Source organism: Kribbella sandramycini, from assembly GCF_013131805.1.
In the GTDB taxonomy this organism is placed as follows: Bacteria; Actinomycetota; Actinomycetes; order Propionibacteriales; family Kribbellaceae; genus Kribbella; species Kribbella sandramycini.
In genome coordinates this window covers 822,235-844,387 of record NZ_JABJRC010000002.1, presented here as the reverse complement: position 1 = coordinate 844,387, position 22,153 = coordinate 822,235, and the positions used below count along the sequence as shown (strand labels likewise).

19 protein-coding genes are annotated in these 22,153 nt (G+C 70.3%); 9 read left to right on the top strand and 10 right to left on the bottom strand.

Annotated elements, in window-relative coordinates; all coding sequences use genetic code 11:
- Window positions 1-62: 62 nt before the first annotated feature.
- Window positions 63-1,700, top strand: coding sequence for a S8 family peptidase (locus HPO96_RS11255; RefSeq protein ID WP_337796585.1), 1,638 nt, complete (start codon window positions 63-65; stop codon window positions 1,698-1,700).
- Here HPO96_RS11255 and HPO96_RS11250 read toward each other — a convergent pair.
- The 5 genes from HPO96_RS11250 to HPO96_RS11230 all read right to left on the bottom strand — a co-directional run bounded on the left by HPO96_RS11250 (window position 1,697) and on the right by HPO96_RS11230 (window position 6,952).
- Window positions 1,697-2,821 (bottom strand): alkaline phosphatase family protein, encoded by a 1,125-nt coding sequence (locus tag HPO96_RS11250; protein ID WP_171673298.1) that lies wholly within the window; start codon window positions 2,819-2,821, stop codon window positions 1,697-1,699. The genes HPO96_RS11255 and HPO96_RS11250 overlap by 4 nt on opposite strands.
- 4 nt (window positions 2,822-2,825) lie before the next feature.
- Window positions 2,826-3,437, bottom strand: a complete 612-nt coding sequence (locus HPO96_RS11245; RefSeq protein WP_171673297.1) for a DUF5998 family protein — start codon at window positions 3,435-3,437, stop codon at window positions 2,826-2,828.
- 58 nt (window positions 3,438-3,495) lie between these two features.
- On the bottom strand, window positions 3,496-5,130 hold the full coding sequence (locus tag HPO96_RS11240) for an FtsX-like permease family protein (protein WP_238354958.1): 1,635 nt from the start codon (window positions 5,128-5,130) through the stop codon (window positions 3,496-3,498).
- Between the two features lie 5 nt (window positions 5,131-5,135).
- Window positions 5,136-5,843, bottom strand: coding sequence for an ABC transporter ATP-binding protein (locus HPO96_RS11235; protein ID WP_171673295.1), 708 nt, complete (start codon window positions 5,841-5,843; stop codon window positions 5,136-5,138).
- 92 nt (window positions 5,844-5,935) lie between these two features.
- On the bottom strand, window positions 5,936-6,952 hold the full coding sequence (locus tag HPO96_RS11230; protein WP_171673294.1) for a P1 family peptidase: 1,017 nt from the start codon (window positions 6,950-6,952) through the stop codon (window positions 5,936-5,938).
- A 51-nt stretch (window positions 6,953-7,003) separates the two neighbouring features.
- On the opposite strand from HPO96_RS11230, the gene HPO96_RS11225 reads away from it, so the two are divergent.
- The gene (locus HPO96_RS11225; protein WP_171673293.1) at window positions 7,004-7,510 is read left to right on the top strand and encodes a DUF2087 domain-containing protein; all 507 of its coding nucleotides are present in this window, start codon (window positions 7,004-7,006) and stop codon (window positions 7,508-7,510) included.
- On the opposite strand, the gene HPO96_RS11220 is transcribed toward HPO96_RS11225, so the two are convergent.
- The gene (locus tag HPO96_RS11220) at window positions 7,511-10,237 is read right to left on the bottom strand and encodes a GNAT family N-acetyltransferase (protein ID WP_171673292.1); all 2,727 of its coding nucleotides are present in this window, start codon (window positions 10,235-10,237) and stop codon (window positions 7,511-7,513) included. It abuts the gene before it with no gap.
- A gap of 41 nt (window positions 10,238-10,278) precedes the next feature.
- Here HPO96_RS11220 and HPO96_RS11215 point away from each other — a divergent pair, with 41 nt between their 5' ends.
- From HPO96_RS11215 to HPO96_RS11200, 4 genes are read left to right on the top strand one after another with little or no spacing between them, the layout of a single operon-like run.
- Window positions 10,279-11,325, top strand: a complete 1,047-nt coding sequence (locus HPO96_RS11215) for an ArsB/NhaD family transporter (RefSeq protein WP_171673291.1) — start codon at window positions 10,279-10,281, stop codon at window positions 11,323-11,325.
- A gap of 9 nt (window positions 11,326-11,334) precedes the next feature.
- Window positions 11,335-13,044, top strand: a complete 1,710-nt coding sequence (locus HPO96_RS11210) for an AMP-binding protein (RefSeq protein WP_171673290.1) — start codon at window positions 11,335-11,337, stop codon at window positions 13,042-13,044.
- Window positions 13,041-13,808 carry an ABC transporter permease gene (locus HPO96_RS11205; protein ID WP_171673289.1) on the top strand — a complete coding sequence of 256 codons (768 nt, stop codon included), beginning with the start codon at window positions 13,041-13,043 and terminating at the stop codon, window positions 13,806-13,808. The genes HPO96_RS11210 and HPO96_RS11205 overlap by 4 nt, the downstream gene beginning before the upstream one ends.
- Entirely contained in the window at window positions 13,805-14,053 is a 249-nt protein-coding gene (locus tag HPO96_RS11200) for a DUF2630 family protein (RefSeq protein WP_171673288.1), read from the top strand. Before HPO96_RS11205 ends, HPO96_RS11200 begins: the two co-directional genes overlap by 4 nt.
- On the opposite strand, the gene HPO96_RS11195 is transcribed toward HPO96_RS11200, so the two are convergent.
- From HPO96_RS11195 to HPO96_RS11180, 4 genes are read right to left on the bottom strand one after another with little or no spacing between them, the layout of a single operon-like run.
- Window positions 14,050-14,472 (bottom strand): TIGR03667 family PPOX class F420-dependent oxidoreductase, encoded by a 423-nt coding sequence (locus HPO96_RS11195; protein ID WP_171673287.1) that lies wholly within the window; start codon window positions 14,470-14,472, stop codon window positions 14,050-14,052. The two genes, HPO96_RS11200 and HPO96_RS11195, sit on opposite strands and share 4 nt — an antisense overlap.
- A gap of 17 nt (window positions 14,473-14,489) precedes the next feature.
- Window positions 14,490-14,891: a CoA-binding protein gene (locus tag HPO96_RS11190; RefSeq protein WP_171673286.1), complete on the bottom strand. Its 402-nt coding sequence runs from the start codon at window positions 14,889-14,891 to the stop codon at window positions 14,490-14,492.
- Between the two features lie 14 nt (window positions 14,892-14,905).
- Entirely contained in the window at window positions 14,906-15,559 is a 654-nt protein-coding gene (locus HPO96_RS11185) for a response regulator (protein WP_171673285.1), read from the bottom strand.
- Window positions 15,541-16,803 carry a sensor histidine kinase gene (locus HPO96_RS11180; RefSeq protein ID WP_202885793.1) on the bottom strand — a complete coding sequence of 421 codons (1,263 nt, stop codon included), beginning with the start codon at window positions 16,801-16,803 and terminating at the stop codon, window positions 15,541-15,543. Before HPO96_RS11180 ends, HPO96_RS11185 begins: the two co-directional genes overlap by 19 nt.
- A 121-nt stretch (window positions 16,804-16,924) precedes the next feature.
- On the opposite strand from HPO96_RS11180, the gene HPO96_RS11175 reads away from it, so the two are divergent.
- From HPO96_RS11175 to HPO96_RS11165, 3 genes are read left to right on the top strand one after another with little or no spacing between them, the layout of a single operon-like run.
- The gene (locus HPO96_RS11175; RefSeq protein WP_171673283.1) at window positions 16,925-17,692 is read left to right on the top strand and encodes an ABC transporter ATP-binding protein; all 768 of its coding nucleotides are present in this window, start codon (window positions 16,925-16,927) and stop codon (window positions 17,690-17,692) included.
- Window positions 17,692-19,644, top strand: coding sequence for an FtsX-like permease family protein (locus tag HPO96_RS11170; protein ID WP_171673282.1), 1,953 nt, complete (start codon window positions 17,692-17,694; stop codon window positions 19,642-19,644). The genes HPO96_RS11175 and HPO96_RS11170 overlap by 1 nt, the downstream gene beginning before the upstream one ends.
- A gap of 60 nt (window positions 19,645-19,704) precedes the next feature.
- Entirely contained in the window at window positions 19,705-22,152 is a 2,448-nt protein-coding gene (locus HPO96_RS11165) for a DNA gyrase/topoisomerase IV subunit A (protein WP_171673281.1), read from the top strand.
- The last annotated feature ends 1 nt before the right edge of the window (window position 22,153 follow it).

Here is a 22,153-nt window from a genome sequence, read left to right as displayed (position 1 = left end):
TGTGTCGCGACCGGATGGCGGTTCGGCTTGGGGAATGCACCTCCGGCCGGTTTGAATGGGATGTGCGCAAAGGTCTGGTGCTGTTCCTCGCGGTCGTGCTGACGGTCGCCACTTCGCTGACGACGCCCGCCGCGGCGGCGCCGACGGCGGGGTCGCGGGCGTACTTCGTCATCACCGAGCCGCGGCAGACCGCCCGGGTCACCGGTGCGATCACGCAGAGCGGCGGGTCGGTCTACGCGGCGTACGACGAGATCGGCGTCCTCGTGGCGCATTCGAACACGACCGACTTCGCGACCAAGATGCGCAGTACGAGCGGCGTCCAGAAAGTGGGCGCGACGCGGACGAGCGACCTCCCGCCGGAGATCGGCGCCCCCGCGCTGCCACCGGAGCCGGCGCAGACCGCGACGACGGCGGCCGAGGTCGACCGCTCGGACATGACGCAGATCGGCGCCGACCGGGCGTGGGCGAAGACGCTGGGGTCGAAGGCCGTGACGGTCGCCGTCCTGGACACCGGCGTCGACGACCAGCACGCGGATCTCAAGGCGAACTTCGACGCGAGCAAGTCGGCGTCCTGCGCGTACGGGAAGGCCGACACCCGGCCGGGCGCGTGGCGTGACATCGGCGACCACGGGACGCACGTGGCCGGCACGATCGCCGCCGCGAAGAACGGCGTCGGCATGATCGGCGTCGCGCCCGGGGTAAAGGTGTCGTCGATCCGCGTCGCGGAGACCGGCAGCCAGCTGTTCTTCCCGGAGAACACCGTCTGCGCGTTCATGTTCGCCGCCGCCAAGGGCGTCTCGGTCACCAACAACAGCTACTACGTCGACCCATGGATGTTCCTCTGCCCCTCGGATCCGGACCAGGCCGCCATCAGCGAGGCCGTCCGCCGCTCCGTTGCGTACGCCGAGGCGAAGAACGTCGTCAACGTCGCAGCCGCCGGCAACGAGACCTACGACCTGGCCGGCAAGGCCAGTGACGACACCAGCCCGAACGACTCCACCCCGGTCGAGCGCCCGGTCGCCAACGACTGCATCAGCCTGCCGACCGAGCTTCCGAACATGGTCGTGGTCGCGTCGGTCAACGGCTCCGGCTCGAAATCCGGCTTCTCGAATTTCGGCGTCGACAAGATCACCGTCGCGGCCCCCGGCGAGAACGTCTACTCGACCGCGCCCGGCGGCGGCTACAAGTCGAACAGCGGTACGTCGATGGCCTCGCCGCATGCGGCCGGCGTCGTGGCGCTGATCCGCAGCACGAACCCCAAGCTCAACCCGGCGCAGGTCCGCGCCAAACTCGAGCAGCAGGCCGACGACGTGCCCTGCCCGACGGGCGCCTCCGCCGGCTGCCAGGGCAGCGCCACCAAGAACTCGTACTACGGCGAGGGCCTGATCGACGCCGCCGAAGCGGTCGGAGCGGCCGCCGGGCAGCCCAAGGGCGGCATCACGGTCACCAAGCCCGGCGAGCAGCTCGGTGTCGGCGGGCTGCCGGCCGTCCCGCTGCTGATCAAGGGGATGGGCGGCAGCGGCACGATCAGCTACACCGCGACGGGCCTGCCGCCGGGGCTCGAGATCAACCCCGAGCGCGGCTGGATCACCGGCGTCCTGACGCCCGGCCAGGGCCGCTACAAGGTGACCGTCACCGCCCGCGACGGCGAGGCGAAGGTCGCCAGCTCGAGCTTCTACTGGAACGTCTGGAGTTTCTAGCGCCCCGGGTCGACGAGGAGCGGGATCTCCATCTCGTCAGCGGTCAAGGAGCCGTGCAGTCCGATCAGCCCGGCCTCCTGCGGATACCGCCGGCTGGCGACCAGCGCCAGCGGCCCGAGGGCAGCCACGACCACATCACCCAGCCGTGGTGAGACGCGCTCCTCGACCGCGCCGAACCAGCCGCGCCCGATCGCCTCCTCGCGGCTCAGCACGAGCGCTCTGTCCCCCAGGCGCTCCCGATAGACCGCGAGTACGTCGTTCTGGGCGCCGTCGACGCAGTACAGATGCCGGAAGCGCGACTCGCCGCCGACCAGACGAAGCCCGTCGGTCAGCGCGGGCTCGGCATCCAGATCGACCCGGTACTCCGGAGCGACGTCGATCATCCCGTGATCGGCGATCACCACGAGCACCGCGTCCCGTGGCAGCGCGGCCCGGACCTGCGCGGCGAACGAGTCGGCCGCGACCAGCTCCTCCTCCCACTGCCAGGACTCCGAGCCGTGACCGTGCCCGATGTAGTCGAGTTGCGAGTCGTAGACGTACACCAGGGACGACGAACCCTCGCGGCTGGCGAAGCGCGTGGCATCCAGCCGGTCCTCGATCGAGTCCGCGCCCCGGTGCACCGTCCCCCGGAAGGCCGAGCGGGTCAGGCCGGATTTCTCGAACCGGGCCTTGCTCACGTTCCGCGTGACGACCCCGGCCGCGGCGACCCGGTCGAAGACCGTCTCATGCGGCTGCCACTGCCGCGGGTCGACCGGGGCATCCCACTGCAACGCGTTCAGCAACCCACCGGTCGCGGGGACGATCGACGTGTACCCGACCATTCCGTGCGCCCCCGGCGGCAGCCCCGTCCCGAGGCTGGTCAAACTCACCGCGGTCGTCGACGGCACGCCTGCGGTCAGGCTCCGCCCAGTCGGCAGCAGCGACGCCAAGTACGGCGCTGCCTCCGCATGCCGGCGCAGCAGCCCCCAGCCGAGCCCGTCGAACAGCAGAACGGCGTACCGGCTCGCGGGCGGCAGGTTGAGTGTGTTGGTGAAGCCGGGCACCGACAGCGCCCCGGCGACCGACGGCAGTACGTCGGCGAGGGCGCCGCCCCCGTACTGCGGGCTGACCGGGACGATCACGGCACTACCGGCTGGTCGCGAACGACAGCGCGCGAGCGAAGTCGAGCACCTGCTGGATACCGGCCGGGCCGTCGGCGGCCGCACTGATCCGCAACGAGATGTCGTCGGCGGCGACCGAGCCGGTGTAGCCGTGGTCGGCCTCGCAGTTCGGGTCGGCGCAGACGGCGGGCTCGAGGTCGATCCGGTTCACCATGCCCCAGCCGATCGTCAGCACCACCTCACCGCCGCCCGAGACCGCCGGGTCGGCCTTGCCGGAGGCATAGCCGGCCGGATTCGGGACGACGCGGTTCACGACCACCGCGTTCACCCGCGGCAGCGGGATGGCCTCGGTGGACGTCGACGCGTACGGCGCGCGGATCAGGTCGTCCGCGGCGTGCTCGTCGGTGTGGCCGACGATCAGCCGGGTCGGCGTCAGGCAGAGGATCGTGATGTGCCGCCGGACCTCGTCCCGATCGAAGGTGGGCTCGTGCTGGAGCACGAAGGCCCGGATCGGCTCGCCCGCGATGGCGATCGCGAGCGAGTCCGACACGACATCTGGGTAGTAGCCGCACTGGTCGATCGCCTGCCGGAGCTCGGTGGAGGCGTCGGCGACCTCCTGTGCATTCAGGTCACGCATGCCCTCATCCTTGCACGACCGGGCCCCGGCCCGTTTGCCCCTTGTGGACAACTCGCGATCAGTTCGCACTTGCCTTCCGCAGCACCGGCGAACCCGCGGTCCCGGCGACCGCGACCAGCACGAGCCCGACCACGACCTGACCGATCAGCAGCAGGATCCCGGTGTTGCCCTGGGTGAAGACCTGTCCCCCGCTGAGCGCCAGCCCGCACAGCGCGCCGAACCCGACCACCGGCAGCCCGACCCCGAGCACCGGTGTCACCGCGGCCAGCCGCGCGGACCGCTCGATCACGCTCAGCGGAACGCCCGCCCGGCGCAGCGCCTTGGCCGGCTTGGCCTGATCGAGCGCCGTCCCGACCGCACCGGCGGCAGTGGACGCAGCGACGGTCAGGAAGACCAGACCGAGCAGGAGGGCGACGCCGATCCGCATGTCCTGGGTGGTCGGGTCGCTGTCGCCGCCTGGGATGAAGACCGAGATGAACCCGGTCACAAACCCGCTCAGCACCAGCGCGGCCACCGGCCGGAAGGCGCCCTTCGGGTCGTCGGCCAACCGGCGTCCGGCCAGCAGCGGCACCGGGCCGTTGGACGTGTTCGCCATGATCTTTCCAATCATCTGCACCGCCCACGGCCCGATGATCCGGACGGCGAGCGCCCCGAACCCGATGGCGATCAGCAGCGGCACAATCGCCGCACCCATGCCTAGCGTCGCCAGCATGATCGGACCGATCAGCAGCAGCACCAGCCGGAACGCACTGGTCGCCTTGCGGGTCTGACCGCGGACGACGCCGAGCGGGGTGATGCTGACCCGGCCGAGCCCGATCAGCGCGCTGATCACCGACAGCACCGGTACGGCGACCAGCACCAGCGGAACGGTCCACCAGTTCGGAGTGATGTCGGAGACGTACCACCGGCCGCCGCCGAGTGGGATGAGTGCGATCAGCGGGGTCAGTACGACGTATCCGATCAGTCCGACGACCGCACCAGCGAAACCGAGCACTGCCTGCTCAACCGAGCTCAGCCAGAGCACCTGGGCCCGGGTGGACCCAGCCAGGCGCAGTGCGGCCAGCCGGTGCTCACGCCGCTTCGCAGCGACTCCAGCCGCCTGCCCGACCAGACTGAGCAGTGGGAACAGGACCAGGATGATGCCGAACGCGACAGCGATCAGCAGCGCGTAGACGCGGTCGTCCTTGGTGTCGTTGACCCAGCTGCCAACGTAGTTCGGGTAGTTGCTGTCGATCTTCGCGACGCCCTGGACGACGACCAGCTCCTCGGGCGACGCGAGGCCCTTGTCCGTGATCACCCCGGTCGGCTTGTCGACGCCGTACTCGCCCTTGAGGCCCGACCACTGTTTGGCGACCTCTGGCGAGACGAACACCTCGCCTGGGGCCGGCACGTGGTCGAGCCCCGGCGGCGGCTGGTTGCTCGGCTTCAGCGACTGAAGCTGGATGACGGTCAGCGGGTCGCCGTTCAGCTGCTTGCCACGCACCTCTTTCAGGATGCCGACCGCGCCGTCCGCCGTCCCCTCGTCAGTGCTCCGCCAGCCAACCCGGTCCGACCGCTGTGCCAGCCCGAGCGAGCCAGCGATCAGGAACGTGAGCAGCAGCGCGACGATGGCCGTCGCTCCGAGCGCGGCCAGGTTGGCGGCCCGCCCGCCCGGCCCGGGACGGCGGACGAACCGCAGCCCCAGATCTGTCATCGGATTCATCGCGCGGCCCCCATCGACTCGCTCACGCGACCGTCGACGATCGTCAGCACTCGGTGGCAGCGGGCGGCCACCGAGTTGTCGTGTGTGACCACAACGACCGCAGCACCCCGGTACGTCGCCGCACCGATCAGCAGGTCGATCACCTGGGACCCGGTGGCCGCGTCGAGCGCACCGGTCGGCTCGTCGGCGAACACCACCTGCGGTTCGCCGACCAGCGCCCGCGCGATCGCGACCCGCTGCGCCTGCCCACCGGACAGCTCACCAGGACGCCGGCCCGCCTCCTGCGCCAGCCCGACCTGGGCAAGCATGTTCCGGGCGCGGCCGATCGCGTCGCGGCGGCTCAGCCCGTCGACCATCAGCGGCAGCGCGACGTTCTCGTCGGCCGGCAGTTCAGCCAGCAGCTGGTTGTCCTGGAAGACGAAGCCGAGGCGGCGACGGCGCAGGACCGTGCGGGCGGCGTCGTTCAGGTTGTCGACGCGCTCACCGCCCAGCCAGACCTCGCCCTGGTCCGGGGTGAGGATGCCGGCCAGGACGTGCAGCAGTGTGGTCTTGCCGTTGCCGCTGGGGCCCATCACGGCCAGCGCCTCGCCGGACCGGACGCCGACGTCGACTCCGGCCAGACCGACGACGTTGCCGTAGTACTTGACCAGGCCGTGGCCACTCAGGACGACCTGCGGTGCGAGTTGGGGACTCTGGAAGCTCATGCTGACGAGCTTTCCGCGTAAACACCCCCGATTCGTCGGCCCGTGGACCGGTCTTGTCATCGCCTTACGGTGTCGTTCGGCGACTCCGCGTACTACCTCGGTCGTACATCGAAAGCCGAGGGGAACGCCTCCCGATAGCTCGGGAACCCACCTGCGGACTCCGCGTTCAGGACGCCGTGCACCACCGCCCGGCTCAACGTCCGGGCACCAGCCGCGAACACAGTCTCCAGCCGTAGCAACGCCGACGGGTCAGTGCCGCTCAGCCGCTCCCCGGCGCCGGTCGACAGCGCGAAAATGCTGTCACCGTCGACAAGCGTGTGAATCGGGTCGACCGCCCGCGCCAGCCCGTCGTGCGCGACCATCGCCATCCGCTTGGCGGCCGCCTTGTCCAGCGGTACGTCGGTCGCCACCACCGCGATCACCGTGTTCATCGCCGGGCCGGTCGCGACCGGCGGCGCCTCGGTCGGCGGCTGCAGGTCAGCGAACTCGTCGCCCAGCCCGAGCCGCGCGCCGTACAGGACGCCGTCCGCGTCGATCACCGAGCCTACCGCATTCACGATCACCAGCGCCCCGACCGTGCTCCCGTCGGCCAGCCGGACGCTCGCCGTCCCGACGCCACCTTTCAGCACTCCCGCCTTCGCCCCGGCGCCCGCTCCATGGTTGCCCAGAGCAACTGGCCCGTCGGTCGCCGCCGCGATCGCATCGCGACCCCACGACGCATCCGGCCGGGCTTGGAACCCGCCACCACGCCCGAGGTCGAAGATCACCGCGGCCGGCACGATTGGCACGACGTCCAACTCCCCCGGCCCGACCCGCACGCCCTCGCCGCGCTCCTCCAGGAACCGCATCACCCCGCCGGCGGTGTCCAACCCGAAGGCGCTCCCGCCGGTCAGCACGACCGCGTTCACTCCGGGGTTCGAGTTCACCGGGTCGAGCAGATCGGTCTCCCGCGTCCCCGGCGCCCCACCGCGGACGTCGACCCCCGCGACTGCCCCGGCCGGAACATGGACGACCGTCGTACCGGTCAGATACGGCGCGTCGACCCGCTCGACCTGGCCGACCAGCACTCCCGGCACATCGGTGATCGCATTCAGCGGACCGGGCTGCATCGGCATTCCTCTCCCGAAAATCTGGTTGCCACCGACATTAGCGTGGAAGGCATGAACACCCATCAGCTCTGTGGTCTGCTGGCCGAACCGTCGAGACTGCGCACGTATTCCGCCGTCGTCCTCGGCGCCGCCACTCCCGAGCAGGTCGCCGGGACCACCGGGCTGTCCCAGGCCGTGGTCGGCAAGGCCCTGCAGAAGCTGATCAAGGCCGGGCTCGTCCAAGCCGCTCCGACGCTGACCGCCGACGAGTCCGTGTTCAAGGACGCCGTCCGCGAGAACGCGCCGGAATGGACGCCGCTCGTCGACGACCCCGAGCGCGACCAGGTGCTCAAGGCGTTCGTCCGCGACGGCCGGCTGACCCACTTCCCGACGTATCCCGAGAAACTCCAGGTCGTGCTGGAGTACTTCGCCACCGACTTCGCGCCAGGCCGTGACTACCCCGAGCGCGAGGTCAACGAGATACTCAACCGCAGGCATGCCGACCACGCAGCCCTGCGCCGGATGCTCGTCGACGCCCGCCTGCTCAGCCGGGCCGACAGCGTGTACCGCCGGGCCTGATCAGGTCAGGCGGCGGGCCGGGGTGTCCTGGCGCGGTTTCTCGTTCGGGGCGATCCGGATCGTGGTGTCGAGGACGGTCGCGCCCTGGACGGCGACCAGGACCGAGCGGAGGTCGAGTTTGACGACCTCCTCCAGATCGAGGGTCAGGCGGGAGACCCGGTGCAGCAGGTTCTCGATGGCGGAGATGTCGACCGGGTCGCTGCCGCGGTAGCCGTAGAGCAGCGGCGCCGCCCGGACCTCGCGGACCATCTCGGCGGCGTCCCGGGTCGTCAGCGGCGGCATCCGGTACGAGCTGTCGCCGAGCAGGTCGGTCGCGACGCCGGACAGGCCGAAGCTGACGACCGGGCCGAACGACACGTCCTCGATGGCAGAGATCACCACCGGGACGCCGGGCGGCGCCATCTTCTGGACGACGAACTGCGCCCGGCCCGGATCCGCCGCGACGCCGAACGTCCGGGTCATCTCGGCCCAGGCGGCGCGCATGTCGTCCTCGTCGTGGATGTGTCGCCAGATATCGGCCAGGTCGGGCCGCATCCGCCACTGCTCGGCAGTCGCCTTCAGGATCACCTCGAAGCCGAGGTCCGCGGCGCGGGCGACCGCTTCGTCGGCGCTGAGCACCGGGAACGACGGCAGCACCGAGATGCCGTAGAAGCTGAGTAGCCGCTGCCGGTCGGCCTCGTTCAGGTCGGCGCCGCGCGGGTGCCGCTGCAGGTATTCGGCGACGAAGTCCTCCGCGCCGGGGGTGTCGACATCGGGCAGCTCGGGGATGTGGCTGTCCGAACGGCGACGCCACTCGGCGTACTGCGTCGCCTTCGCGAGCGCGCCGACGGCGTACTGCGGGTTCAGGAACGAGGGGATCGACCCGCGGGCCGCGCCACCGTCGCCGTCCGGGACGCGGAGCTGCTCGGGGACGCGCCGCGAGGCGAGGAAGGTGGACAGGACGGGCTTGTCCGACCCGGCCGCCGCCGCGGTGATCGCCGCCGCGACCTCGGCGCCGCTGGACTGGACCGGCGGCGTGTAGATCACCACGACCGAATGCGCCCGGTCGTCGGCGAACACCTCGGACAGGGCCGCGCCGAAGTCTTCGGCGGTCGCATCCGGGCTCAGGTTCCGCGGCTCCCCCGCGGTCTCCAGGCCGCAGCCGGCCATCGTGTCGAGTGCGAGCAGGGTCAGCGCATCGGAGTTGCTGACGATCGCGACCCGGCGGCCCTTCGGCAGCGGCTGGTGCGCGAGCAGCTGGGCGACGTCGAACAGCTCGCCGGTGGTGTCGACGCCGATCAGACCGCTCTGCCGGAACATCGACTCGATCGTGGCCGGCGGCAACTTGCTGCGCCGGACCAGCTGGCCGAGCGGCACCCCCTGCGTGGCCCGGCCGGACTTCAGCGCGACCACCGGCTTCCGCCCGGCGAGCCGCCGCGCGACCCGGCTGAATTTCCGCGGGTTGCCGAGCGACTCCAGGTAGAGCAGCACGACCTCGGTCGACTCGTCGGAGTACCAGTACTGCATCAGGTCGTTCCCCGAGACATCCGCCCGGTTACCGGCCGAGACGAAACTCGACAGCCCGACGCCACGCGCGGCCATATCCGCCAGGATCGGCACGCCGAGCGCCCCCGACTGGCAGAAGAACGCCACCCGGCCGCGGCTCGGCATCACCGGTGACAGCGTCGCGTTCAGCGAGACCCCGGCCGCGGTGTTGATCAGGCCGAGCGCGTTCGGCCCGATCACGCGCATCCCGTACGAGCGCGCCAGCCCGGTCAGGTGCCGCTGCCGCTTGCGGCCCTCGTCGCCGATCTCGGCGAAGCCGCTCGACACGACGACGAGCCCGCGGACGCCCTTGGCCGCGCAGTCCAGCACGACGTCCGCCACGGTCTCGGCCCGGACGGCGACCACGGCCAGATCGACGGTGTCGTCGATCTCGCGGATCGTTCCGTACGCCGGAACGCCCTCGATCTCGGTCGCCGAGGTGTCGGCGTTGACGGCGTACAGCCGGCCGGGGAAGCCGCTGTCGCGCAGATTCCGCACGAGGGCGTTGCCGATCGTGCCTTCGCGCCGGCTGGCGCCGATGATCGCCACACTCGACGGCGTCAGCAACCGGGCGATCGAAAGCGCCTCGGAGCGCTGCTCGCGGGCCTGCATCACACCGAACGAGGTGTCGGTCGGCGCGATGTCGAACTCGACCATGATCACGCCGTCCTCGAACTCGCGCGCGACCTTGTAGCCGGCCTCGGTGAAGACGGTGATCATCTTGCGGTTGTCGGGCAGCACCTCGGCCACGAACCGGACGATGCCGTTCTCCCGGGCGGCCTGGGCCAGGTGTTCGAGCAGCAGTTGCCCGAGGCCACGGCCCTGGTGCGCGTCCTCGATCAGGAACGCGACCTCGGCCGTGCGGCGACCGGTCCGCTCGTAGCGGCCGACGCCGATCATGTCGTTGCCGACGGTCACGATCAGCGCGAGCCGGTCGTGGTAGTCGACCTGGGTGAAGCGCGCCACATCGCGGTCCGAAAGTTGCGGGTAGGGCGCGAAGAACCGGTAGTACTTCGACTGCTCGGACACGCGGGCGTAGAAGGCGACCAGGAGCTCGGCGTCGCCCGGAGTGATCGGCCGTAAGTGCGCTGTCGCGCCGTCGCGGAGGACGACGTCCGCCTCGAAGTCCACCGGGTAATCCGCCGGAGCCTGCACGGCATACTGTGCAGGCTCGTCGGGGCGCTGGTCATCCGGCGGGGTCACTCGGCCAGCGTACTCAACGAGGCTGACAGGAGGCGGCGAATTTGGTCGAGCGGATTGCTCCGGTTCTGGTGTTCCTGATCGCAGTGACCGTCATCGCCGAGCTGGCCGACAAGGCCAAGGTCTTCGACGTCGCCGCCCGCGAGGCCGCGCATCTGGCCCGCGGCAAGGTCTGGCGGCTCTGGCTGCTCGTGGTCGTGCTGGCGACCGGCCTGACGATCGTGCTGTCACTGGACACCTGCGCGGTGCTGTTGACGCCGGTCGTGCTGGCGATGGCCAGGCAGCTGGACATCCCGCCGAAGCTGTTCGCGTTCACCACGGTCTGGCTGGCCGGTACGGCGTCCCTGCTGCTGCCCGTCTCGAACCTGACCAACCTGCTGGCGCTGCACCAGTTCCGCACGCTGAACACGTCGTACCTGGCGCACACTTGGCGACCGGCGATCGCAGCGATCCTCATCACGGTTGTCGTGCTCGCGCTGCTGTTCCACCGCGACCTCGGCCGTTCGTACGACGTACCGGAGACGCCGCACGTCGATGACAAGGTGTTGTTCTGGGGGGCCACAGCGGTCTGTGTGTTGCTCGGACCGGCGTTCGTCTCCGGTGTGGAGGTCGCCTGGCCGGCCAGCATCGGTGCGCTCATTCTGGTCGTGCTGTTCGCGGTCCGGCGGCGCAGTGAGCTGCGCTGGTCGCTCATCCCGGCCAAGCTAGTGGTCGGTGTTGTCATCCTGTTCACGGTCGTTGCATTCCTCACCGACCACGGGCTCGAGGCCGTACTGCGCCAGGTCGCCGGTACGACGTCCGACCTGCGGCTGAGCGCGACAGCGGCCGTCGGGGCCAACCTGTTCGACAACCTCCCGGCGTACCTGGCGATGGAGCCGGTGGCGGCGTCCGACCCGCATCGGATGACCGCGCTGCTCATCGGCGTCAACACCGGCTGTCTGCTCACTCTGTGGGGCTCGCTGGCCACTCTGCTGTGGCGGGCGCGTTGCCGGGCGGCCGGCGTACACATCTCCTGGTGGTCGTTTCTGTGGCGTGGGCTGATTCTGACGCCGCTGGTGATCGTGGGGTCCGTTCTCGCGCTGAATGGGTAATGTGCGGGCATGGCTACGGAGCGCAGCACGGCCGAGGTGACGCGGGAGTTCCGGGCGGCGCGCGACTTTCTGGTCGCGCATCGGGAGGACTACGACACCGCGTACCGGGAGTTCAGCTGGCCGGTGTTCGAGCGGTTCAACTGGGCGCGGGACTGGTTCGACGCGCTGGCGGTCGAGCAGCCGGAGGTCGCGGCGCTGACGATCGTGGAGGAGGACGGCGAGGTCAACTCGCGCACGTACGCGGAGCTGGCCGAGCGGTCCGGCAAGGTGGCCGGTTGGCTCACTGAGGCCGGGCTGACGCCGGGTGATCGAGTGCTGATCGTGCTGGGCAACACCGTCCCGCTCTGGGAGGTGATGCTGGCCTGTATCCGCGCCGGGGCGGTGATGATCCCTGCGACCACACTGCTGACAGATGCCGACCTGGCCGACCGGATTGCGCGCGGCAACGTCCGCGCCGTCGTCACGGCCAGCGGCGAGACCAGCCGGTACGCCGGCATCGCGGACGACCTCATCCGGGTCGCAGTCGGCGATCCGGTCGACGGTTGGCTGCACTACGACGACTTCCCCCAGTACGACGGCCCGGTACCGGAGGTCGACACCGCAGCTGACGACTCGCTGCTGCTCTATTTCACCTCCGGAACGACCAGCCAGCCGAAGCTGGTCGAGCACACCCAGGTCAGCTACCCGGTCGGTCACCTGTCGACCATGTACTGGATCGGGTTGCAGCCCGGCGACGTCCATCTGAACGTCTCCTCTCCCGGCTGGGCCAAGCACTCCTGGAGCAACGTCTTCGCGCCCTGGAACGCGGGTGCGACCGTCTTCCTCTACAACTACGCGCGCTTCGACGCCGAGAAGATGCTGCAGGTCCTGCAGACGTACGGCGTGACGACGTTCTGCGCGCCGCCGACTGTCTGGCGGATGCTCATCCAGGCCGACCTGTCGGCCGTCGAGGTCGCGATCCGCGAGTGCATCTCGGCCGGCGAGCCACTGAACCCCGAGGTGATCGAACAGGTCCGCAACGCGTGGGGTATCACGATCCGCGACGGGTACGGACAGACCGAGACCACCGCGCAGATCGGCAACCCACCCGGTCAGCCGGTGAAACTCGGCTCGATGGGCCGGCCGCTGCCCGGCTACACGATCGCGCTGGTCGACCCGGCGTCCGACGAGATCGGCGACGACGGCGAGATCTGTATCGAGCTCGCTCCCCCGCCGGTCCCGCTGATGCGCGGCTACCGCGACGCGGCCGAGCTGACCGCGGAGGTGATGCGCGGCGGTTACTACCACACCGGCGACGTCGCCAGCCGGGACGAAGACGGCTACATCACCTATGTCGGCCGCTCCGACGATGTGTTCAAGGCCAGCGACTACCGGATCTCGCCGTTCGAGCTGGAGTCGGTGCTGATCGAGCACCCGGCCGTGGCCGAGGCCGCCGTCGTCCCCTCGCCCGATCCGGTCCGGCTCGCGGTCCCGAAGGCGTACGTCGTCCTGGCCGCCGGCTACGAGCCGACGCGCGAGCTGGCCGCCGAGATCCTCGGCTTCTGCCGCGACCACCTGGCGCCGTACAAGCGGATCCGGCGGATCGAGTTCGCCGAGCTGCCGAAGACCATCTCCGGCAAGATCCGCCGCGTCGAGCTCCGCGCGGGCGAGGCCGACAAGGTCGAATCCGGCCAGACCGGCGAACACGCGTACGACGAAGCCGACTTCAAACCCGAATGAACCTCGACACCGGGCTCGGCTGGGCCGCCATCGCGGTCCTCCCACTGCTGATCGTGATCGGCGTGGCCGGCTCGCGGTACGCCGGTCTGCGGCACGACAAGGGGATCGTCACGGCCGCGCTGCGGGCGGTCCTGCAACTGGCGGCCGTCGGTCTGGTGGTCGGGTTCGCCCTGCAGCACACGCTCGGCGCGATCGCCTTCGTCCTGCTGATGTTCGGCGTCGCGAGCTTCACCAGCACCCGGCGGCTGCACGAGACAGCCGTGGTGCCCCGGCAGTGGCTCTACTGCGGCACCGCGATCGGCCTGGGTGCGCTGACCGTGCTGCTCCTGCTCATCCTGCCCGGGGTCGTCCCCCGGAACCCGGCGACGATTCTGCCGATGGGCGGCATCATCGTCGGCGGCACGATGACAGCGACCACGCTCGCCGGACGGCGGGTGCTCAGCGAGTACGGCACCCAATTCGGCCAGTACGAGGCCGGGCTGTCGATCGGTCTGCTCCCTCGGGACGCGTTCAAACTCGTCGTCGGGCCGGTCGCCGGGGATGCGCTGCTCCCGGCCCTCGACCAGACCCGCACCGTCGGGCTGGTGTCACTGCCCGGCGCCTTCGTCGGGATGGTCCTCGGCGGCGCCTCCCCGGCCGCGGCGGCCGCGCTGCAGCTCGTCGTCCTGATCGGGCTGATCGCCGCCGAGACGATCGCGATCCTGACCATCACCGAGCTGCTCTCCCGCGCCCGCCTTCCGGACGGGCGTACGGTTTCCTCATGACCGATGACAAGAGCCTCTTCAGCCGGATCGACGAGCTCGTCGCGGAGGAGCACGAGCTCCGCGGCAAGCACGCCGCCGGCCAGATCAACGACGAGGACGAGCACGCGCGCCTGAAGGCCCTCGAGGTCGAGCTCGACCAGTGCTGGGACCTGCTCCGGCAGCGCCGCGCCAAGCGCGAGTTCGGCGCGGACCCCGACACCGCGCAGCCCCGCTCCGCCTCGACCGTCGAGGGCTACCTGAACTAGAAACCCCTCAGTTTCTCCGGGGTGATGCGGATGACCACCGAGTACTCCGCGTGGAACTGCTCGGTGGTCATGCCGAGGCCGACGATGTCGTCGCCGTACTTCTCGTTGTAGATCGCGGTCACGTCGGCCGGCAGCGGCTCGGCGTCGATCCGCGCCGTCCCGGAGATGACGCCGACGTCGCCACCGCCGTGGGTGGCGTTGAAGTTCACCGCGATCTGCGGGTGCGTCTCGATGTTGTGCACCTTGGCCTTCTTGCGCTGGCTGCTGATCAGCAGCTCGCCGTCGTGCCAGAGGAACCAGACCGGGTTCGGCGCCGGCGTGCCGGACTTGCCGACGGTGGTCAGCCAGACCACCCGCTCGTCCGCCAGTTGCTTGCTGATCCGCTTGCCGAAATCGGTGGACGTGTCGATCGAGAACATCGGGCCCCTTCGGGTCGTCAGGTAGGACCGAGCCGCGCCCACTCGATCGCCGGGCAGTGGTTCATCACCATCGTGAGCCCGGCGGCCGTCGTACGGGTGTAGGCGTCGTGGTCGATTACACCCAGCTGGAACCACACCGCTTTGGCATTGATTCCCACCGCTTGGTCCGCGATCTCGCCGGCCAGCTCGGAGCGGACGAACACGTCCACGCAGTCGACCGGGAACGGGATGTCGGCCAGCGACGCGTAGCCCGGCTCACCGTGCACGGTTTCGGCCGAGGGGTGCACCGGGACGATGCGCTTACCGCGGCCCTGCAGGAACCGGGCAACGCCGTACGCCGCCCGCTCGGTGTTGTTCGACAGGCCGACCACGGCCCAGGTCTCGCAGTCCGCCAGGATCTTCCGGATGTCCGCGTCCATACCTCGATGGTCCCTCAGCCACGCAAATAGGTGAGCACCGCGGAGACCCGCCGGTCCAGACCGTCGTCGAGCTGGAGCTTGGCGAAGATGTTGCCGACGTGCTTGCGGACGGCGGCCTCGCTGACGACGAGCTGATCGGCGATGGCGCCGTTCACATGCCCTTCGGCCATCAGCGCGAGCACCTCCAGCTCGCGCGGTGTAAGCGCGGCCAGCGGCCCGTCGTTGCGGCGCCGCGCCAGCAACTGCCGGACGACCTCGGGGTCGACCACGGTGCCACCACCGGCGACCCGGTCCAGCGACTCGAGGAATTCTGCGACGTGGCCGACCCGGTCTTTCAGCAGGTAGCCGATGCCGCCGGTGGTCGACTCCAGCAGCGAGGAGAGGTACGCGTCGGCGACGTACTGCGAGAGCACCAGGATGCCGATCGCCGGGAAGTCGGCCCGGATGGCGGCTGCCGCCCGCAGGCCCTCGTCGCTGTGCCCGGGCGGCATCCGGACGTCGGTGATCACGACGTCCGGCGGGTCCTTGCGGACGACTGCCAGCAGCGTCTCGGCGTCCCCGACACTGTCCCGAACCTCGTGCCCGGCGCGGTCCAGGATGCTGGCCAGGCCTTCGCGCAGCAGCATCGAGTCTTCGGCCAGCACAATGCTCAGTCGCCGAGTTGGCACGGGCACTCCATTCGCAGTCGGGTCGGCCCACCGGGAGGGCTGTCGACGACGAGTGTGCCGCCCAAGGCGTCCAACCTGGTCACCAGGCCGGTCAATCCGCTCCCGCCGCCGACCGTCGCGCCGCCGATCCCGTCGTCCGTGATCGTGATGACGAGCTGCTGCCCGTCGACCCGGCCCAGCACCTCACAGTGCGTGGCCTGCGCGTGTTTGGCCACGTTGGCCAGCGCCTCGCTGACGACGAAGTACGCCGCCGCCTCGATCGGCGCCGGCAACCGGCCCGGCAGCGTGATCGCGACCGTGGTCGGCAGCGGGCTGCGGTCGGCGACCTCCCGGATCGCGGCCTCCAGGCCCAGGTCGACCAGAACCCGCGGATGGATGCCGCGCACGGCCTCACGCAGGTCGGCCAGCGCAGCCTCGGCCTCGGCGTGGGCCTTGATCACCAGCCGCTTGCCTTCGCCCTCCGGCAGGTCGAGCTCGGCCAGCCCCAGGGTCATCGTCAATCCGACGATCCGCTGCTGGACGCCGTCGTGCAGGTGCCGCTCGATCCGCTGTCGCTCGGTCTCGAACGCGTCGACCAGGTCGAGCCGGGACCGGCGCAGCTCGGCCAGGTTGCGCTGCAGCTCCTCCTGTCGCGGGCCGAGCATCGCCTTGGCCAGTGACGCCTCCGCGGCCGCCAGCACACCGACCAGGTAGGAGCTGACCGCGTAGAAGACCGGACCGAAGGTGAACAGGAAGAGGAAGCCCTCCTGCGCGTTGTCCAGCGTCCACGGGCCCATACCCATTTCGTCGCCGTCGGCAATCACCGGGGCCAGCACGGTCACACCGAGGATGGTCGCGCTCAGCCCGGCCAGAGCGAGGCTGAACGGCCAGACGAACACTCCCAGCACGAAGCCGTAGCCGAGCGCCCGCATCGACGCCTGCTCTCGACGGCGGAACTTCAGCTTCTGCCGAACCGTCAGTGCGGCCGGCATCGCCGCGTGCGGGCTGCGGATGCCGTCCACCAGCATCAGACCGGCCCGGAACCGCTCGGTGGTGCCGATCAGCACACCGAACAACGGAAACAGCGGTAGCAGCATCAGACCGATCAGAATCGGGCTCAGCACCGCACTGGTCGCGGCTGCGCCGAACAGCAGCGTGATCGTCACAACCCCCACCGGGACCGAGCTGAACAGGTAGGCATAGCTCCGCCACGGCCACGACGACACCAGGAAGCGCGGCGATGCCAGCGCCTGCCAGCCCGTCATCGGTCTCTCCACCCGGTCAACCCTAGGTCCGGGACGGGCCGCGGGACGGTAGCGTGCGCGCTACTCCAGGTCTCTTCCGTAGGCCCGCGCCGCGACGCCGTCCGCGCGGTTGGCTGGCACCATGACCGCAATCGCGCCCTCGTACCCGAGTACCCCGCAGGCCTCGGCGCCCGCTCTCGTCCTGGACGGGATCACCAAGACCTACCGCTCCAAGGCCGGTGGGGTCGATGCCCTGCGCGGCGTCACCTACCACTTCCCGCGGGGCTCGTTCACGGCGGTGATGGGCCCGTCCGGATCCGGCAAGTCGACGCTGCTGCAGTGCGCGGCCGGGCTCGATCAGCCGAGCACGGGCGCCGTCGTACTCGGTGGAGTGAACCTGCGCGGGCTGGGCGAGGTAGCGCTGACCAAACTCCGCCGCGAGGAGATGGGGTTCGTCTTCCAGGCGTACAACCTGCTTCCGTCGCTGACCGTCTTCGACAATGTCGCACTGCCGCTGCGGCTGACCGGTAAGCGGCCGAACCGCAACGACGTCCTCGGCGTCCTGGAGCAGGTCGGTCTGGGCGACAAGGCAAAGCGGCGTCCGGCTGAGCTGTCGGGTGGCCAGCAGCAGCGCGTGGCGATCGCCCGGGCGCTGATCACCCGGCCGTCGGTCTTCTTCGCTGACGAGCCGACCGGAGCGCTCGACAGCAACAGCAGCCGGCAGGTCCTCGCGCTGTTGCGGGAGGCAACCGACCGGGCCGGGCAGACCGTCGTGATGGTCACCCACGACCCGGTGGCGGCAGCGTACGCCGAGCGGGTGCTGTTCCTCTCCGACGGGCTGATCGCCGGTCACCTCGACCGCGGTACGCCGGGCCAGATCGCCGCTGCGATGAGCGACCTCGAACGGTGATGTTCCAGCTCAGCCGGCAGACCGTCAGCCGGCACAAGGCCCTGTACGTCGGTTCGTTCGTGGCGCTCGCCTTCGGCGTCTTCATGCTCGGGCTGGCTGCCACCGCGACGGCCGCGACCATCGCCTACCGAGGGCCGCTCGGCGCGGTCGTCAAGGTCACCACCCTCGGCGGGCAGGACACTCCTCCGCAGCGCGTCAGCATCCGGACCGGCGCCGAGGACGTCTCCGGCCTGCAGACCGTGCTCAGCATGGTCGGCTCGATCTGCGGGTTCATCACGATCTTCGTGATCGCCAGCACGTTCGCGTTCGCCGTCGCGTCCCGGCGCCGCGAACTCGGCCTGCTCCGGCTGATCGGCGCGACACCCCAGCAGATCCGCCGGATGATCCTGGGCGAGGCGCTTGTGGTCGCGGTCGTCGCCGCGCTGACCGGCGCGTTCTTCGCGCACCTGGCGACTCCCCTGCTGCTGGCCAAGGCGTCGTACTCCGAGCTCGCGCCGGTCAAGCTGGAGCCGGCCTCGCCCTGGCTGCCGCTGTCGATCGCGATGGCGGTCGGGCTCATGGTCGCGCTGCTCGGCGCGCACGCGGCCGCGCGGCGAGCGGGCCGGATCGCGCCGATCGACGCCCTCCGCGAGGCCGCGCTGGAACCGCCGCGGATCGGGCCGGTACGCGTCGTGTTCGGCGTCCTGTTCCTGGTCGGGTCGATCGCGTTGCTGGCGCTGATCCGGCCGTCGTCCGGTGAGGCCGCGATGCCGCTGGCGATGTTCACGCCGATGCTGCTCGTGATCGGGCTGACGCTGATCGCGCCGATCGTCGTCCCGGTGCTCGGGCGGCTCTGGGCCGCGCCGCTGGTCGCCTGGACGCACGTCTCCGGGCGGCTGGCCCGCAGCAACATCGTTGCCGCGCCCCGGCGGAGCGCGTCCTTGGCGGCGCCGATCCTGACCATCTCGGCGATCGCGGGCTCGATGGTGCTCAGCCTGAGCTTCGCGGCCGACAGCGAGGCGGCGAGTCTGCGGGACACGATGATCGCGCCGATCGTCGTCCCGGGCGGCTCGGCCGAGCGGGTCGCAGCGACGCCTGGCGTGGCGGTGGTCGACGCCGGGCTGCCCGTGCAGTTCGTCCGGATCAGCACCGACTACGCGGAACTGGAGTCGGCCGAGGGGATCGACCCGGCGGTCGCGACCCGGACCCGGGACCTGACGCCGAGCAAGGGCGACCTGAGCCGGCTGACCGGGAACACCGTTGCTGTGAGCAAGGAAATGGCCGGGTTCGAGCGCTATCGGGTGGGCAGCAAGATCCCGGTGACGTTCCTGGACAAGACCGAGGTGAAGCTGACCGTGGTGGCGATCGTGCCGGACGCGTTCGGCCTGAACCCGTCCTTCCTCGTCCCGGCCGACCTCGCCCGTAAACACGCGCCGGCCGCACAGCCCGAGCGGCTGTTCGTGCTGCCCGCCGCCGGGGTGGACGCCGCCGAGCTGACCGGCCGGATAGACGGCGCCGTGTCCGCCCGGGCCTGGGAGGCCGCGCAGGCCGACGGGTTGCGGAAGGGGAACGAGTTCGGCCTGATCCTGCTTCTCGGCCCGGCCGCCCTCTACAGCGCGATCGCGATCGCCAACACGCTGCTGATGGGCAGCCTGCAGCGGCGCCAGGAGTTCACCACCTCGCGGCTGCTCGGCGCCACCCCGAGCCAGCTCCGGCGGATGGTTCTGTGGGAGTCGGCCCTGGTCGGGGCCACCGCGCTCAGCCAGGGTGCGGCGATCACGGTGACGGTCGGCGCGCTCGTCCGCTATGCGATGACCGCGGGCCTCAGCGACGTGCCGATCACGATCCCCTGGGGTGTTCTGCTGGGTATCGGCGGCGTTTGTCTGACCCTGGCGGTAGGGTCCGCCTTGGCCCCGGCTAGCTACATCCTGCGGGTCGTGAACCGGGAAACGGCGGTTCACCAGGGACAATGAGCTTCGGCGTCCGCCCCGTCGCGGCGCTGCACCGGTTCGATCGAGGAGTCTGCACCCCGTATGGCACGCCGTTCCAGTACCACCGCCGAGCCCGAGGACTTCGAGGAGCGCATTCTCGACGTCGATGTCTCCGACGAGATGCGCTCCAGCTTCCTGGAGTACGCCTACTCGGTGATCTACGCCCGGGCGCTGCCCGACGCCCGGGACGGCCTCAAGCCGGTGCAGCGGCGGATCCTGTTCTCGATGGCCGAGAACAACATCCGCCCCGACCGCGGGCACGTGAAATCGGCCCGCGTCGTCGGCGAGGTGATGGGTAAGTACCACCCGCACGGCGACGGCGCGATCTACGACGCCCTGGTCCGGACGGCGCAGCCCTGGTCGATGCGGCTGCCGCTGATCGACGGCCACGGGAACTTCGGCTCCCTCGACGACGGCCCGGCCGCGATGCGGTACACCGAGTGCCGGATGGCGCCGTCCGCGGTCGCGATGACCAACGGGCTGGACGAGAACGTCGTCGAGTTCCGGCCGAACTACGACGGCCGCGAGGAAGAGCCGTCGGTGCTGCCGGCCGCCTTCCCGAACCTGCTCGTCAACGGCGCCGCCGGGATCGCGGTCGGGATGGCCACCAACATGGCCCCGCACAACCTGGTCGAGGTGGTCCAGGCGCTGCGGCACCTGATCAAGACGCCGAACGCCGACCTGGACGACCTGATGCGCTTCGTCCCCGGTCCGGATCTGCCGACCGGCGGCAAGGTGGTCGGGCTGGAGGGCATCAAGGACGCCTACGCCACCGGCCGCGGCAGCTTCAAGATGCGCGCCACCGCCCGGATCGAGAACGTCACCCCGCGCCGCAAGGGCATCGTGGTCACCGAGCTGCCGTACACGGTCGGCCCGGAGAAGGTGATCGAGAAGATCAAGACGCTGGTCCAGGCGAAGAAGTTGCAGGGCATCTCCGACGTCAAGGACCTGACCGACCGCGAGCACGGCACCCAGCTGGTGATCGAGGTCAAGAACGGCTTCGTCCCCGAGGCCCTGCTGGAGCAGCTCTACAAGCTGACCCCGCTGGAGGACTCGTTCTCGATCAACGCAGTCTGCCTGGTCGACGGCCAGCCGCGCACCCTCGGCCTGAAGGATCTGCTGCAGGTCTACCTCGACCACCGGTACGACGTCGTCAAGCGGCGCAGCGAGTTCCGGCGGGGCAAGGCCGAGGACCGGCTGCACATCGTCAACGGCCTGCTGATCGCGATCCTCGACATCGACGAGGTCATCCAGATCATCCGGACCAGCGACGACGCGGCCGCCGCCCGGGCCCGGCTGATCGAGATCTACGACCTGTCCGAGATCCAGGCCAACTACATCCTGGACATGCCGCTGCGCCGGCTGACCAAGTTCTCCAAACTCGAGCTGGACACCGAGAAGGCCGAGCTGGAGCGCGAGATCGAGCGCCTGACCGCGATCCTGGACAACGAGTCGCTGCTGAAGAAGACCGTCTCCGACGAGCTGGCCGAGGTCGCCAAGACCTACGGCACTCCGCGCCGCACGGTGCTGCTGGAGTCGTCGGGCGCGACCAAGACGGCCGCCGTGCCGCTCGAGGTCACCGACGACCCGTGCTGGATCCTGATGAGCTCCACCGGTCTCCTGGCCCGGACCAACGGCGTCGAGCCGTTCGGCACCGAGGGCCGCGCGAAACACGACGCGATCGTCTCCGCGATCAAGAGCACCGCCCGCGGTCAGTACGGCCTCGTCACCAGCGCCGGCCGGCTGATCCGGCTGGAGTCGCTCGACCTGCCCGCCGTCCCGACCACGGCGAACGCGCCGAACCTGCAGGGCGGCGCGCCGATCGCCGAGTTCGTCTCGCTCGACCCGGGTGAGAAGGCGCTCGCGCTGACCACGATGGATCCGGAGTCGGTCGGCGTCGCGCTCGGCACGACGGGCGGCGTCGTGAAGCGCGTCGTCCCGGACCACCTGAGCAACCGCGACTCGTGGGAGATCATCCGGCTCAACGACGGCGACGAGGTGATCGGCGCGGTCGAGCTCGGCACCGGCGAGGAGGAGCTGTGCTTCGTCACCTCCGATGCGCAGCTGTTGCACTTCCCGGCGTCCGCCGTCCGTCCGCAGGGCCGTACGGCCGGCGGGATGGCGGGGGTGCGGCTGGCGAGCGGCGCGAAGGTGGTCTTCTTCGGCGCGGTCGATCCGGGCCGGGAGGCTCAGGTCGTGACGATCGCCGGCTCGTCGTCCGCCCTGCCGGGCACGGAGGTCGGCGCGGTGAAGGTGACGCCGTTCGCGGAATACCCGGGCAAGGGCCGCGGCACCGGCGGTGTCCGCTGCCAGCGGCTGCTCAAGGGCGAGGACGGGCTGCTGCTCGGCTTCGTCGGGGCGGCTCCGGTCAAGGCGAGCGCGAGCAGCGGCGCGCCGGTGGATCTCCCGCCGATCGACCCGCGCCGCGACGGTTCCGGCGTCCCCGTGGCGCAGCCCATCGCGGCCCTGGCCGCCGAGCTGGCAGGCTGAT

What these genes read in the sequence shown, in the direction of transcription:
- HPO96_RS11190 (WP_171673286.1), bottom strand. Translation starts at nt 14,891, where the DNA reads ATGGACGCGGACATCCGGAAGATCCTGGCGGACTGCGAGACCTGGGCC.
- HPO96_RS11165 (WP_171673281.1), top strand. Translation starts at nt 19,705, where the DNA reads ATGGCACGCCGTTCCAGTACCACCGCCGAGCCCGAGGACTTCGAGGAG.
- HPO96_RS11240 (WP_238354958.1), bottom strand. Translation starts at nt 5,130, where the DNA reads ATGACAGATCTGGGGCTGCGGTTCGTCCGCCGTCCCGGGCCGGGCGGG.
- HPO96_RS11205 (WP_171673289.1), top strand. Translation starts at nt 13,041, where the DNA reads ATGAACCTCGACACCGGGCTCGGCTGGGCCGCCATCGCGGTCCTCCCA.
- HPO96_RS11230 (WP_171673294.1), bottom strand. Translation starts at nt 6,952, where the DNA reads ATGCAGCCCGGTCCGCTGAATGCGATCACCGATGTGCCGGGAGTGCTG.
- HPO96_RS11235 (WP_171673295.1), bottom strand. Translation starts at nt 5,843, where the DNA reads ATGAGCTTCCAGAGTCCCCAACTCGCACCGCAGGTCGTCCTGAGTGGC.
- HPO96_RS11225 (WP_171673293.1), top strand. Translation starts at nt 7,004, where the DNA reads ATGAACACCCATCAGCTCTGTGGTCTGCTGGCCGAACCGTCGAGACTG.
- HPO96_RS11245 (WP_171673297.1), bottom strand. Translation starts at nt 3,437, where the DNA reads ATGCGTGACCTGAATGCACAGGAGGTCGCCGACGCCTCCACCGAGCTC.
- HPO96_RS11200 (WP_171673288.1), top strand. Translation starts at nt 13,805, where the DNA reads ATGACCGATGACAAGAGCCTCTTCAGCCGGATCGACGAGCTCGTCGCG.
- HPO96_RS11170 (WP_171673282.1), top strand. Translation starts at nt 17,692, where the DNA reads ATGTTCCAGCTCAGCCGGCAGACCGTCAGCCGGCACAAGGCCCTGTAC.
- HPO96_RS11180 (WP_202885793.1), bottom strand. Translation starts at nt 16,803, where the DNA reads ATGACGGGCTGGCAGGCGCTGGCATCGCCGCGCTTCCTGGTGTCGTCG.
- HPO96_RS11195 (WP_171673287.1), bottom strand. Translation starts at nt 14,472, where the DNA reads ATGTTCTCGATCGACACGTCCACCGATTTCGGCAAGCGGATCAGCAAG.
- HPO96_RS11175 (WP_171673283.1), top strand. Translation starts at nt 16,925, where the DNA reads ATGACCGCAATCGCGCCCTCGTACCCGAGTACCCCGCAGGCCTCGGCG.
- HPO96_RS11210 (WP_171673290.1), top strand. Translation starts at nt 11,335, where the DNA reads ATGGCTACGGAGCGCAGCACGGCCGAGGTGACGCGGGAGTTCCGGGCG.